This window comes from Lentibacillus saliphilus (assembly GCF_019093865.1).
GTDB classification, from domain to species: Bacteria; Bacillota; Bacilli; order Bacillales; family Amphibacillaceae; genus Lentibacillus_B; species Lentibacillus_B saliphilus.
This window is the reverse complement of the sequence record NZ_JABJXD010000001.1, coordinates 458,112-470,634: the sequence shown is the minus strand read 5'-3', so window position 1 is coordinate 470,634 and position 12,523 is coordinate 458,112. Positions and strand designations below refer to the sequence as shown.

The window sequence follows — 12,523 nt, the reverse complement described above, 5'->3', positions numbered from 1 at the left end:
TGTTTTAAAGCCGAAAGAGATGGTTGGACCTAAACATATATCTATGTCCACACCCCATGTAGAATGTTTTTTTAGTAAGGGGGTTGACAACATAAACATAGTGTTTATATAATATACCCATACGGGTATTGAGAAAGAGATTTTGTTATTACGATTACAAGTATCCGTCATGTAAGTTAGGGGTTGTGAAAAACATTGTCCAGGGTCTTTATGGTTTAAAGATCATACAACTTTGTAAAAAATACATAGTTGTTCAATGAGCACAATTGTCCTAAAGGGCCATATAAATAATGCTTAATTTCAAGGTGCATCATTTTTTTTACAACTTTACATACCCCCTTAGGTATAATGGAAGATGAAAGGTGTGGAAATATGTTTTTAAAAAGATTCATTCCTGCATTAGATTGGATACCAAATTATAAGAGAACAGATTTAAAAGGTGATTTATCAGCAGGGTTGATTGTTGCGATTATGCTGATTCCGCAAGGGATGGCATATGCAATGCTAGCAGGTTTATCGCCGGTCATTGGATTGTATGCCTCAACAATTCCATTAATAATATATGCGTTATTTGGTACGTCACGGCAGCTAGCTGTAGGGCCTGTCGCAATGGTATCGTTACTCGTATTTACCGGGGTAACGGCATTAGCTGAACCAGGGACAAGTGAGTATTTGACCTTAGTCTTACTCTTAATGTTAATGGTAGGTGTGATTCAATTCCTACTTGGTGTACTGAGACTAGGGTTCCTGGTGAATTTCCTATCTCACGCCGTTATTAGTGCATTTACATCAGCAGCAGCGCTCATTATTGGCTTTAGTCAGTTGAAAGATTTAACGGGTGTGCAATATGAATCGGGTAATAAAATCTTTAGCTTAATAATAGAAGCAGTAGCTAAGGTGTCAGAAATTAATGTTGTCACTTTAGCAATCGGTGTTGGAAGTATTGTGTTGCTCGTTGTATTTAAGAAATTTATTCCGAAAATACCTGGTCCAATTGTGGTTGTCTCACTAAGTATCCTAACGGTTTTCGGACTGAAGCTCCAAAATCAAGGTGTAACCATTGTAGGTGAAGTTCCAAGTGGACTTCCAGGGTTATCGTTGCCAGCGATATCAATTGATTCCATCATGATATTATTACCAATTGCTTTAACAATATCATTTGTTGGATTTATGGAATCTGTAGCGATGGCAAAAGCAATTGCATCAAAGGAAAAATATAAAATTGATGCGAACCAAGAGCTTATTGGTCTAGGCTTAGCGAATGTTGGTGGTTCATTCTTTTCAGGATACCCAGTTACAGGTGGATTTTCCCGCTCAGCCGTGAACTATCAATCTGGCGCGAGAACACCACTTGCATCTCTTATTACAGCCGTGTTGATTTTACTAACGCTAATGTTTTTCACAGATTTCTTCTATTATTTGCCGAAAGCAGTACTTGCAGCCATTATTATGGTGGCAGTTTACGGGCTAATAGACGTGAAGGAAGCGAAGTATCTGTTTAAAGTGCGTCCGTTAGATGGTTGGACTTGGGTGATTACATTTATCGCAACACTCACATTAGGCATTATTGAAGGGATTTTAGTCGGGCTTGGTTTTTCTTTAGTGCTCTTTATTGCCCGTAGTGCGTACCCTCATGTTGCCGAGTTAGGATATTTAAAAGATAAGAATGTGTATCGTAACATTGTGCGATATCCTGATGCAGAAGTGAGTCCAGATTACTTGATTTTTAGAATAGATGCATCATTGTACTTTGCTAATATGTCCTTTTTGGAAAATAAATTAACTGAGAAAATGAATGAGCGACCAGAGATTAAACATATTTTATTAGATTTTAGTGGTGTCAACTCAATTGATGGGGTTTCTATTTATTCTTTAGAAGAGTTGATGGAAGCAATCCGAAATAATGATATTGACATTTCGTTAATTGGGGTCAAGGGACCTGTTCGTGATTTGTTGAAAAAAGCAGGTTGGGATGATAAATACCCAGGTCAATTTGACTATCATTCCCTTCACGATGCTGTGAAAAGCATAGAAGGAAAAGGAGCGTGACGCGTATGAACGAGGCTCAGTTAAAGCATAAAAACGAGGAGTTTATTCATAAGATCAAACGTGAAAATCCGAATTTTTTTGATGGGCTAAAAGAGGGGCAATCACCAGAATTTTTCATGCTTGCGTGCAGTGATTCCCGTGTGAGTCCTTCTGTCATCACACAAATGCCCCTCGGGGAAATGTTTGTACATCGTAATATTGCTAATCAAGTTGATCAAGAGGATGAGAGTTTTTCAGCGAGTCTCTATTACGCACTCGTTCATCTTAATATAAAAAAAATCATTATCAAAGGACACACTGACTGTGGTGGCGTAAAAGCCGCCTGGTCAGATGGTGTAGATGAAGCATTAAGTGGCTGGATCGGGAAAGTGAAACAAAGCTTACCCGATAAAACAAATGCAAATGACGTTCATATCGATGAATTAACGAAAATGAATGTGCAGAAGCAAGTGGCGCGCATAAAAGATCATCCCGTTTTTAAGGCGTATGGTGAAGGTGTTCAAGTTACGGGCTATTTATATCACGTCGCTACTGGTGAGTTAGAGAAATTATGATAAAAAAGTAATTGTTCGATGTAAAACACTATAAATAGGCATTCAAGTGCTGTTAATAAGCTGAGTGTTTTCTAACGTGAGCATATTACTTTATATATTTTGTCATTTATAATACCCTATGGGGTATACGAGGTTACGAACATGTTTATGTTATAAATTTAAAAATAGATGGAGGTAATCAGATGATTAAAACAGATAAGGTGTTAGATGCGAAAGGATTGGCTTGTCCAATGCCGATTGTTAAAACGAAGAAAGGATTTGAAGAGCTTGAGCCAGGTCAGGTGATCGAAATACAAGCAACTGATCAAGGATCAACGACAGATCTCAAAGCTTGGGCTGAAGCACGGGGTCATGAGTATTTGGGAACGATTGAAGACGATGGTGTCTTGAAGCATTATTTAAGAAAAGCAAGTGATGAAGAGGCGAAAGAAGCTACAAAGCATCAACATGTGATTGATAATGCTGCTCTCCAGCAGAAGTTAACGGAAGGTAAGATCACATTAATTGATGTCCGTGAACAAGCAGAGTATGCATTCAACCATATACCTGGTGCCGTATCAATACCGATGGGCGAACTAGAAGCTCGATTAAATGAACTTAATGCAGAGGATGACATTTACGTCATTTGTCGCACTGGAAACAGAAGTGATATGGCTGCACAGCTACTAGCTCAAAATGGCTTTAACGCTGTTACCAATGTCGTTCCTGGTATGAGTGAATGGAACGGTGATCTGACTAAAACTGTTGAATAAGTTAAGGGGGGATGTATACAACCTTACTTGGTGAACGAAAGCTTGTTTTGAAACAATAAAAATATAATTCAAAAATAATTTAATTTATAGGAGGAATTTAGAATGGCGAACAAAGTAGCAATTATTGCAAGTAATGGTGGAATGTTTGATGCATATAAGGTGTTTAACATTGCCACAGCCGCAGCAGCATCAGATAAAGAGGTAGCCATATTCTTTACGTTTGAAGGGTTGAATTTAATTCATAAGGAAGCCCACAAACAGCTACCAATGCCAGAAGGAAAAGAGCATTTTGCAGAGGGATTTGAAAAAGCAAACGTCCCAGCAATCTCTGAGTTAATTGAAATGTCTCAAGAAATGGGCGTTACATTCATCGCATGTCAAATGACAATGGACGTTATGGGTCTTGAGAAAGAAGCATTCGTTGATGGAATTGAAGTTGGCGGCGCTGTAACATTCTTAGAGTTTGCTAAAGATGCAGAAGTATCACTAACGTTTTAATTAGGATGAACGAGGGTATTCCAGCTGATGGGAAAGATCAGCTGGACACCCCATTGAAAAGAAAAATTTAACAATTATTTATTTCGGAGGGGTTTATTTATGATGAAAGCTATGGAAGCAAAAGAAGTCGCAAAGAAAGTTGTCAATAAAGAAGAATTATTTATTCTCGATGTTCGTAATACGGATGATTTTGAAGACTGGAAAATCGATGGGGACCGTTTTGAATATTTAAATGTGCCTTATTTTGATTTGATTGACGGCGTGGATGGCATTGTTGATCAATTGCCAAAGGATAAAGACATTCTTGTTGTCTGTGCTAAAGAAGGATCATCGGTCATGGTTGCTGAAATGCTATCAGATGAAGGATACGATGTTTCATATTTAAAAGGTGGCATGAAGGCTTGGAGTGAACATTTAGAGCCTGTGAAATTAGGGGATTTGAAATCAGGTGGAGAGATTTATCAGTTTGTCCGCCTTGGTAAAGGCTGCTTATCTTATATGGTTGTATCGAATAACGAAGCAGCTGTGATTGATGCGACACGTATGACAGACGTGTTCGTTGATTTTGCTAAAGAGCTAGGTGTTACAATTACACATGCACTCGATACGCATTTGCATGCTGATCACATCTCTGGTGGCCGAAGCATTGCTCAAGCAACTGGCGCAACTTACTGGCTACCACCTAAAGATGCAGAAGAAGTTGTTTTTGAATATGAACGATTAGAAGATGGTAATGTCATTAAAGTTGGTCATACAACAATTGATATTAATGCATTATACTCACCAGGGCATACGATTGGTTCAACATCGTTTGTCGTTGATGAACAATACCTTTTAACAGGTGATATTTTGTTCGTTGATTCAATTGGCCGTCCTGACTTGGCAGGTAAAGCAGAGGATTGGGTTGCTGATTTAAGAGAAACACTTTACGACCGCTATCGTAAGCTATCTGAGGAATTAATCGTCGCACCAGCTCACTTCATGATTATAGAAGAGTTGAATGATAACGGTAGTGTTGCTAAAAAACTAGGTGACTTATTTGCTGAAAACCACGGCTTAAATATTAACGATGAAAATGAGTTCCGTAGAATTGTAACTGAGAACTTGCCACCACAGCCAAACGCATATCAAGATATTCGTCAAACAAACATGGGTAAAATTACACCAAATGATGATGAACAACGTGAAATGGAAATCGGACCAAATCGTTGTGCCGTTAGATAATTTTATCGCTTATTACGGGCTGGAAAACGCCCAGTGATTGAGTTTTACTTTATGGTTAAGTAAAAAATAAACAATCAGCTGTCTCACAAGATCAAGGAAGTTGATCAATGTGAGACAGCTTTTTTGTTTTGGTATTCGTTACAGTAGATTGTGCATGCGTTACTGTGGATTAGGTCGGGATAAATGGTGCTTGTTTTTCCAAACGCGATCTTGATTAGATGGCTCTGGAAAATGGTCACCCGCTTTAAGTTCAATTTGTTGTGGATCTTCTACACCACTTCCAGTTTCGCCAATTTCAATATAGATACCGTTATTTGGGGCTTTATCGCCTGCTCTGAATTGACTTTGTTCACCCATGTCAATTTCCTCCTTACGTTGGTGATATCGTTAGTATGGAAGTATCGCATATGATTTATTAGAAATTCTTTAGAGACTTTACAATTTGCTTCGTTTAACCTATATTTTGTTTTATAACTTAAAGTGGAGGAATTGTCGTTGAACAATAGAGAAGCAATTAGGGTTGCTTTACATCATCAATTAAAAATCAGTCATCATCTCATTGGTGTTGCAGCCGGAACAGGAGCAACTGCGAAATATGCACAGCAAGGTGGCGCAGACTTTATTCTCGCATTAAGCTCGGGACGCTTTCGCCAAATGGGCGTCAGTTCGTTAGCAGGCTTTATGCCTTACGCCAATAGCAATGAGCTGGTGCTGGATTTTGCATACAAAGAAATGATTCCTATTGTGCGTGACATTCCGATTATATTCGGCTTCAATGCAACCGATCCAACGATTGATATGATGCAGTATTTACAACAGATTAAAGAGAAGGGATTTGCGGGAATTAATAATTTCCCTAGTGTTGGTCTTTTCGATGGGCAATTTCGTGAAGCGTTAGAGGAAAGTGGTCTATCGTATGAACAAGAAGTCAAGGCAATTCATATGGCGCATAAGCTGGATTTGTTTACAGTCGCATTTGTATTTAATGCTGAACAAGCTCAGCAAATGGCAGAGGCTGGTGCAGATGTAATATGTGCTCATTTAGGTTTGACAACAGGTGGTGCTTTAGGCGCGCGGAAAATCGTATCGTTACAAACAGCAAAACAAATGGCTCAAGACATTTTTGCTTGCTGCACTGGTCCTAACTCACATGTGATCAAAATGATATATGGTGGCCCAGTGAATAAACCGATTGATGTCCAATTTATGTATGATGGTTTAAATATTGATGGCTACATTGGTGGGTCAGCTTTCGAGCGTATCCCCGCTGAACAAACTGTGGTAGAGGTAACACGTTCATTTAAGAAAACAGGCGATTTTGATTATGATCATCTAATTGAGAAAATAATTGCAGGAATTGGTGGAAAGCGTGATTATATCGATTTCGTGAAGCAATATGTACGACTGAATTATATGAACGATATGTCACTGGAGGATATTGCGAGCATACTCAAGTTGTCACGCCCATATGTGAGTCAATTATTTAAAAAAGAGACAGGCCTGTCGTTTACATCTTATGTTATCGAATTCAGGATCGGACGAGCGATTGATTTAATGAGAAATGATTCTCTTACACTCCATCAAATTGCAGATATGGTTGGTTACCATAACTACGAGCAATTTAGTAAGATATTCAAAAGGTATAAAGGTGTATCTCCTAGGACGTATCGCGAACATACATAACGACAATAAAATCTAACATAAACACATTCCTTAATTCCAATGATAGCGTTATCATTGAGGTGTAGATCGTTTATAGTGGGATAAAAGGAAGTTAGTATAAAAGTTAATATAAATACGAGTGCGACAGGAGGAGATTTTTTTGAAAACGATTGCTTTAGCGGGAACGCTTGACACGAAAGGGAAGGAATTTTTGTTTGTTAAAGAAACACTTGAATCATTAGGCGTGAAAGTCTTAACCATTCATACAGGAGTATTTGAACCGGCGTTTACACCTGATATATCAAATGCCAAGCTTGCCGAAGCGGCTGGAGAAACGATTGCTTCTATCGTAGAAAAGCGCGATCGTGCTCATGCCACTGCAGTACTCTCTAAAGGGATGGAAGCATTACTCCCAGAGCTTTATGAAGCAGGTCACTTTGACGGTGTCTTGTCGTTTGGAGGAACGGGTGGAACGTCACTTGTCACACCAGGTATGCGTGCATTGCCCCTTGGTGTACCAAAAATTATGGTTTCTACTGTTGCATCTGGTAACACAGAACCTTATATCGGTACGAGTGATTTAATCATGATGCCGTCTGTCGTGGATGTATCAGGATTAAATGAAATTTCAACACGAATTTTTACGAATGCGTGTTTAGCGATTACCGGAATGGTGAACTTTGAAGAACCGAAGACAGAGCATATAGACAAAAAGCCTTTAATTGCCGCAACGATGTTTGGCTTGACGACACCTGCTGTGAACCATGCAAAAGCGTACTTGGAAGCACGTGGTTTTGAAGTGCTTGTGTTTCATGCTACTGGTGTAGGTGGGCGCACGATGGAAAAGCTAATTTCTGAAGGCTATATTGATGGTGTGCTCGACTTAACGACGACCGAATGGGCAGATGAAATCGTCGGAGGTGTATTGGCGGCAGGTCCATATCGCCTCGAAGCTGCAGGAAAACGTGGCATTCCGCAAGTTGTTTCACTTGGTGCAATGGATATGGTGAATTTTGGACCATTTGATTCTGTGCCGTCAGAATTTAGCGGTCGTAATTTTTACAAGCACAATCCAACTGTAACGCTTATGCGAACGACGAAAGAAGAGAATGAACAAATTGGATACAAGATTGCTGAAAAGCTTAATATGTCACAAGGTAAAACAGCAATTGTTTATCCACTGAAAGGATTATCAGGTCTTGATGTTGAGGGACAGGCATTTTACGGGCCAGAAGAGGATGCGGTGTTATTTGAAACCGTTAAAAAGCATCTGAAATCTTCAGCTATTGAACAAATTGAGGTCGATGCAGATATTAATGATGAACGTGTTGCAGAGGCGGCCGCACAGAAATTGGTGGACTTTATGACATCTCAAAAAGGAGCGAACTAATATGCAATCAAGACAAACCATTTTAAAACGGTTCAGAGAAGAAATTGAAAAGGGTCATATTTTACTTGGTGTTGGAGCGGGAACAGGTATTACGGCCAAAAGCAGTGAAGCTGGCGGAGCCGATATGCTAATCATTTATAATTCTGGTCGCTATCGTATGGCGGGCCGAGGATCATTGGCGGGGTTGTTATCCTACGGGGATGCGAACAAAATTGTTGTAGAAATGGCGAGTGAAGTACTACCAGTCGTAAAAGATACACCTGTACTAGCTGGTGTTAATGGAACAGATCCATTCCGTGTGATGGATGTTTTCCTTAAAGAATTAAAGAATATGGGCTTTGCCGGTGTTCAAAACTTCCCTACAGTTGGATTGATTGATGGTAATTTCCGTGCAAACCTTGAAGAAACGGGTATGGGGTATGACCTTGAGGTAGACATGATCCGAAAAGCACATGAATTAGATATGCTGACGACACCATACGTGTTTGATGAAGAGCAAGCGAAGAAAATGACAGAAGCGGGTGCTGATCTACTCGTCGCTCATATGGGGTTAACGACGAAAGGGACTATTGGTGCTAAGACAGCATTAACGTTAGATGATTGTGTCGAACGTATCCAAGGTATCGTCAATGTTAGTAAAGCAATCAATCCTGATGTCATGGTTATTTGTCATGGGGGGCCAATTGCAGAACCAGAAGATGCAGCCTATGTTATTGAAAAAGTGGACGGAATTGTCGGGTTCTTCGGTGCATCAAGTATCGAACGCTTTGCCGCGGAAAAAGGCATTAAGGAACAGTCCGAGCGCTTCAAAGACATTAAACAGTAAAAATCATTCATATAAAAAGTGTCAACGGGTGTAGCCTGTTGACACTTTTTTAGTGTGATTGAGGTATGTCTTGAGCGGCCCTTATTGTTACTGTGTATGTGATTATAAATATAATTTAGGCTTTGGAACGTATTTAGAATGCTTGCCATCATGGATGGATGTAATGGTATTCGACGTGCAATCATTATCAAAATCAAAAGGAATGACTTGCTCATATGGTTGAGGCGAAATATCAGCTCGAAGATTTTTACGATAGAAAACATCAACCTGTTGCCCTTTTTCGTTGTGTTCTTTGCTTAATGTCTTTATAATGAAATGTCCTATTTGTCGTCCCAAACTGAGCCCTTCGTCATTATCAATCGGAAAGTGAACCCCCGCATACAATCTTGACTTTGCGTTTTCTTCAGCAAGTTGTTTTAAATGACGCGCTTCACCTGGGAAGAAATAACTGAGTATCGTTTCTACATAACCAGCGACAGCCGCATGCCCCGAAATATATGTTGGAAACCGCGGTGTACATACAACCGTTTCTATGCTTTGATCATACTGTATTGGTCTTGCGACATTCCATAAATATTTGTAATGCCATACGATGACAAAAGTATCGTTAATACCGGTATGAACAGCAGCTAAAACACGTGCAGCCCTTGTAGGTGTTAAATTATAAGTGTCAATTAATCGATCGACAACAGGTGTCCATTGCTTTGTTGCAGCGCCAGTTCCCCAATAAATGGCAATATCCCTTTGATGTGGTGTTAAATGCTTCAATGTACGATTGACGGCTCTAAGCTGACGGTACCAATCAATTGTATCGGGAGATTGGATATCAAAGTGGACTGGACGGCCATCAGGGCCATTAAATGTATCTTCGTCCTTAGTGAAGTAATACATCGGCCAAGAACCCGCGAGAGGATCAACAGGATCGTTAGGCGGCTGCTTTTCCCCACCATAAACGGTTTCGGACCATTTTAAATACTCATGACTCATGATTACGCACCCCTTATTTTAATGTATATAACTATTGAATGCAGAAAGTAGGACATTCGTAATAGACAAACGTCTAAAAAAGACCTATTCATAAAAAGCATCTAAATAAAGGTTCGAAGGGTGATCATGTTGTTGTGTAAACAAATAGAATGTGGTTTTTAATCTATTGGAAGTGGGTGTAGAAATGAAAAAAATCATGGTAATTGGTGTGTCAGCTGGGGCAGGCAAGTCAACGTTTGCGATGAAATTAGGTGAAAAGCTCGGAATTCATGTTTACCATCTCGATGCGTTATTTTGGAAGCCTGGTTGGGTTCAGACGATGGACGAAGAATTTGCAGAAGCCCAAACACACATTATAAAAAATGAACAGAAGTGGATTATTGAAGGAAATTATAGCAGCACATACTCTATAAGGGAAGAACAGGCCGATACGATCATTTATCTTGAATTACCGTTGTGGCTTTGTTTGTATCGCGTTGTAAAAAGGTTTATCACGTATAGAGGTCAGACACGGCCGGACATGGCGGTAGGGTGTTCAGAAAAGCTCGATTGGACATTTATTAAGTTCATCGTTACGACATACAGACGGCGTAAGAAGAATATGGCTGAAAGGTGTGTTGCCTTTGAGAAAATGGGAAACGAAAGAAGGGCGTACAGACTCAAAGGTAGAAAAGAAGTTCAGGAATTCATTCAAACGATAGATGGTCTGATTGAATAGAAGAACAAAAACGATCGTAACAGACAATTTTTTATGTTACAATAACGAATGAATACTCATTCATTATTAGTTTGGAAGACGGTTGCCAATATCGGTGGCGAGTCTATCTCACTTCAGTGATCAGTCTACGAAGCTACCGATTTACATCACGATATGACTCATATGACAATCTAGCAGGGAAACGATCACTCATGACTTAAACACAATGCTATTAAATGATGTTTATTTAATCAAAGGGGGATCTTGAGTATGAAAAATGAAGTCGTTATTGTAACAGGTGGTTCAAGTGGAATGGGAAAGGCGATGGCTAAACGATTCGCTGAAGAAGGTGCAAATGTTGTTATCACTGGACGAGATGAAGGACGGCTACATGAAGCGAAGCATGAAATGGATCAAACTGCAACGGGTCAGATCATAACCGTTCAAATGGATGTTCGAAAGCCTGAGGACGTTGACCGAATGGTGCAAACAACAATCGAACAGTTTGGGACAATTGATCATCTTGTCAACAATGCTGCTGGTAATTTTGTTGTAGCTGCTGAAGATTTATCCATTAATGGTTGGAATTCAGTTATTGATATTGTCTTGAATGGGACATTTTATTGTAGTCGTGCGGTCGGTCATTATTGGATCGAAGCGAAAAAGCAGGGTCATATTTTAAATATGGTGGCAACGTATGCTTGGGATGCTGGAGCAGGAGTCATCCATAATGCTGCCGCTAAAGCAGGCGTATTAAGCATGACGCGAACGCTCGCTGTTGAGTGGGGCGGGAAATACGGAATTCGTGTCAATGCGATCGCTCCCGGTCCAATTGAACGGACAGGTGGTGCGGAAAAATTAGCGCTTTCGAAAGAGATGGCGGAGCGAACACGCTTGTCTGTTCCACTGAAACGTTATGGCACACCAGAAGAGATTGCGGGACTGGCATCTTTTCTAATGTCTAAAGACGCAGCATACATTAATGGTGAAGTGGTCACAATGGATGGGGGCCAATGGCTTAATCAATTTCCATTTTAAATCAGATACTAGTAAATCGTCATCGCATCTCTGTAGCTTAATCAGAGATGCGGTGTTTTTTTTATTCACTTGCAAAGGTAAAGCCATTTCCATCAGACTCATAAAGTGTTAGAATAATATTTAAATATGCTCATTTTAAAGCAATTGACACCTATAAGAATACACATAATTAAAACAGATGATCTAATGTATTTTTGTAAAAAGGGGTGTTCCAATGCTAAAATTATTTAAATATGCCTGTCTTATTTCCCTTTTATTGATTGTTGGTTGTACGAATGATATTGGGCATGACGATGATGCCATTGCTGCTGTTGTAAGAGGGGAAGAGATTACAATCGGCGACTTACGTTTTTTGTATCCTGATGAAAAAGTTCTTGAAATGATTGAAGGAACGGTTAAAGTGGAGTTGGTTACCCAGGAAGCAAAACGATTGGACCTTGATATTTCTGACCAAACAAAGAATCGAGTTGAACAATTTGGCTTTTTACCGCCAGGGGATGTAGAGACACCGTGGGCAAATGACGTCCGTCAATTTGCTGAAGCGCAGGCGGAAAAGTTGGACATGGACCCTGACGCTTATTATGAGCAGTACGTGGAAATAACGTCAGAGCAGAGTGCATATATGACGGCTTATATTGAAGGTAAACTCGACATCTCAAATATAGATGTGGACAACTCAGACGCATTCAATGAAAAAGCCAATCAACTATTAGATGATTTGATGAAGCAATATGAGGATGAGATCGACATTCGAATAAAGCAGTCTAAAGATTAGACGTTTAATAAGGCGATCATTAACACTTCACAATCATTCACGAAATACAATCGATGTGTTTTGAATTATAA

At 39.7% G+C, this 12,523-nt stretch carries 13 protein-coding genes; 11 read left to right on the top strand and 2 right to left on the bottom strand.

Annotation, left to right across the window (positions count from 1 at the left end):
* Nucleotides 1–372: 372 nt before the first annotated feature.
* The 5 genes from HPC67_RS02450 to HPC67_RS02430 all read left to right on the top strand — a co-directional run bounded on the left by HPC67_RS02450 (nt 373) and on the right by HPC67_RS02430 (nt 5,077).
* Entirely contained in the window at nt 373–2,049 is a 1,677-nt protein-coding gene (locus HPC67_RS02450) for a SulP family inorganic anion transporter (protein WP_217585841.1), read from the top strand.
* A 5-nt stretch (nt 2,050–2,054) separates the two neighbouring features.
* Nucleotides 2,055–2,603 carry a carbonic anhydrase gene (locus tag HPC67_RS02445; RefSeq protein ID WP_217585840.1) on the top strand — a complete coding sequence of 183 codons (549 nt, stop codon included), beginning with the start codon at nt 2,055–2,057 and terminating at the stop codon, nt 2,601–2,603.
* 182 nt (nt 2,604–2,785) lie between these two features.
* The gene (locus HPC67_RS02440; RefSeq protein ID WP_217585839.1) at nt 2,786–3,355 is read left to right on the top strand and encodes a sulfurtransferase TusA family protein; all 570 of its coding nucleotides are present in this window, start codon (nt 2,786–2,788) and stop codon (nt 3,353–3,355) included.
* 102 nt (nt 3,356–3,457) lie between these two features.
* On the top strand, nt 3,458–3,853 hold the full coding sequence (locus HPC67_RS02435) for a DsrE/DsrF/DrsH-like family protein (protein WP_217585838.1): 396 nt from the start codon (nt 3,458–3,460) through the stop codon (nt 3,851–3,853).
* 99 nt (nt 3,854–3,952) lie between these two features.
* Nucleotides 3,953–5,077 (top strand): MBL fold metallo-hydrolase, encoded by a 1,125-nt coding sequence (locus tag HPC67_RS02430; RefSeq protein ID WP_246569584.1) that lies wholly within the window; start codon nt 3,953–3,955, stop codon nt 5,075–5,077.
* Nucleotides 5,078–5,236: 159 nt separating this feature from the next.
* Here HPC67_RS02430 and HPC67_RS02425 read toward each other — a convergent pair whose 3' ends face one another.
* Nucleotides 5,237–5,434: a YjzC family protein gene (locus tag HPC67_RS02425; RefSeq protein ID WP_217585837.1), complete on the bottom strand. Its 198-nt coding sequence runs from the start codon at nt 5,432–5,434 to the stop codon at nt 5,237–5,239.
* 138 nt (nt 5,435–5,572) lie between these two features.
* Between HPC67_RS02425 and HPC67_RS02420 the strand changes: the two genes are divergently transcribed.
* The 3 genes from HPC67_RS02420 (at nt 5,573) to HPC67_RS02410 (ending at nt 8,955) form a co-directional block, all read left to right on the top strand.
* The gene (locus HPC67_RS02420) at nt 5,573–6,760 is read left to right on the top strand and encodes a phosphoenolpyruvate hydrolase family protein (RefSeq protein WP_217585836.1); all 1,188 of its coding nucleotides are present in this window, start codon (nt 5,573–5,575) and stop codon (nt 6,758–6,760) included.
* A 139-nt stretch (nt 6,761–6,899) separates the two neighbouring features.
* Complete coding sequence (locus HPC67_RS02415; RefSeq protein ID WP_217585835.1) at nt 6,900–8,129, top strand: Tm-1-like ATP-binding domain-containing protein; 1,230 nt, start codon at nt 6,900–6,902, stop codon at nt 8,127–8,129.
* A 1-nt stretch (nt 8,130) separates the two neighbouring features.
* On the top strand, nt 8,131–8,955 hold the full coding sequence (locus HPC67_RS02410) for a phosphoenolpyruvate hydrolase family protein (RefSeq protein WP_217585834.1): 825 nt from the start codon (nt 8,131–8,133) through the stop codon (nt 8,953–8,955).
* Between the two features lie 102 nt (nt 8,956–9,057).
* Here HPC67_RS02410 and HPC67_RS02405 read toward each other — a convergent pair whose 3' ends face one another.
* Complete coding sequence (locus HPC67_RS02405) at nt 9,058–9,942, bottom strand: vanadium-dependent haloperoxidase (protein ID WP_246569582.1); 885 nt, start codon at nt 9,940–9,942, stop codon at nt 9,058–9,060.
* A 184-nt stretch (nt 9,943–10,126) separates the two neighbouring features.
* On the opposite strand from HPC67_RS02405, the gene HPC67_RS02400 reads away from it, so the two are divergent.
* The 3 genes from HPC67_RS02400 (at nt 10,127) to HPC67_RS02390 (ending at nt 12,452) form a co-directional block, all read left to right on the top strand.
* Nucleotides 10,127–10,660 (top strand): P-loop NTPase family protein, encoded by a 534-nt coding sequence (locus HPC67_RS02400; protein WP_217585833.1) that lies wholly within the window; start codon nt 10,127–10,129, stop codon nt 10,658–10,660.
* Between the two features lie 249 nt (nt 10,661–10,909).
* Nucleotides 10,910–11,677 carry a 2,4-dienoyl-CoA reductase gene (fadH, locus tag HPC67_RS02395; protein ID WP_217585832.1) on the top strand — a complete coding sequence of 256 codons (768 nt, stop codon included), beginning with the start codon at nt 10,910–10,912 and terminating at the stop codon, nt 11,675–11,677.
* A gap of 214 nt (nt 11,678–11,891) precedes the next feature.
* Nucleotides 11,892–12,452 carry a hypothetical protein gene (locus HPC67_RS02390; protein WP_217585831.1) on the top strand — a complete coding sequence of 187 codons (561 nt, stop codon included), beginning with the start codon at nt 11,892–11,894 and terminating at the stop codon, nt 12,450–12,452.
* The last annotated feature ends 71 nt before the right edge of the window (nt 12,453–12,523 follow it).

Coding starts and splice junctions, on each gene's coding strand:
- HPC67_RS02450 (WP_217585841.1), top strand. CDS start 373: ATGTTTTTAAAAAGATTCATTCCTGCATTAGATTGGATACCAAATTAT.
- HPC67_RS02445 (WP_217585840.1), top strand. CDS start 2,055: ATGAACGAGGCTCAGTTAAAGCATAAAAACGAGGAGTTTATTCATAAG.
- HPC67_RS02440 (WP_217585839.1), top strand. CDS start 2,786: ATGATTAAAACAGATAAGGTGTTAGATGCGAAAGGATTGGCTTGTCCA.
- HPC67_RS02435 (WP_217585838.1), top strand. CDS start 3,458: ATGGCGAACAAAGTAGCAATTATTGCAAGTAATGGTGGAATGTTTGAT.
- HPC67_RS02430 (WP_246569584.1), top strand. CDS start 3,953: ATGATGAAAGCTATGGAAGCAAAAGAAGTCGCAAAGAAAGTTGTCAAT.
- HPC67_RS02425 (WP_217585837.1), bottom strand. CDS start 5,434: ATGGGTGAACAAAGTCAATTCAGAGCAGGCGATAAAGCCCCAAATAAC.
- HPC67_RS02410 (WP_217585834.1), top strand. CDS start 8,131: ATGCAATCAAGACAAACCATTTTAAAACGGTTCAGAGAAGAAATTGAA.
- HPC67_RS02405 (WP_246569582.1), bottom strand. CDS start 9,942: ATGAGTCATGAGTATTTAAAATGGTCCGAAACCGTTTATGGTGGGGAA.
- HPC67_RS02400 (WP_217585833.1), top strand. CDS start 10,127: ATGAAAAAAATCATGGTAATTGGTGTGTCAGCTGGGGCAGGCAAGTCA.
- fadH (WP_217585832.1), top strand. CDS start 10,910: ATGAAAAATGAAGTCGTTATTGTAACAGGTGGTTCAAGTGGAATGGGA.
- HPC67_RS02390 (WP_217585831.1), top strand. CDS start 11,892: ATGCTAAAATTATTTAAATATGCCTGTCTTATTTCCCTTTTATTGATT.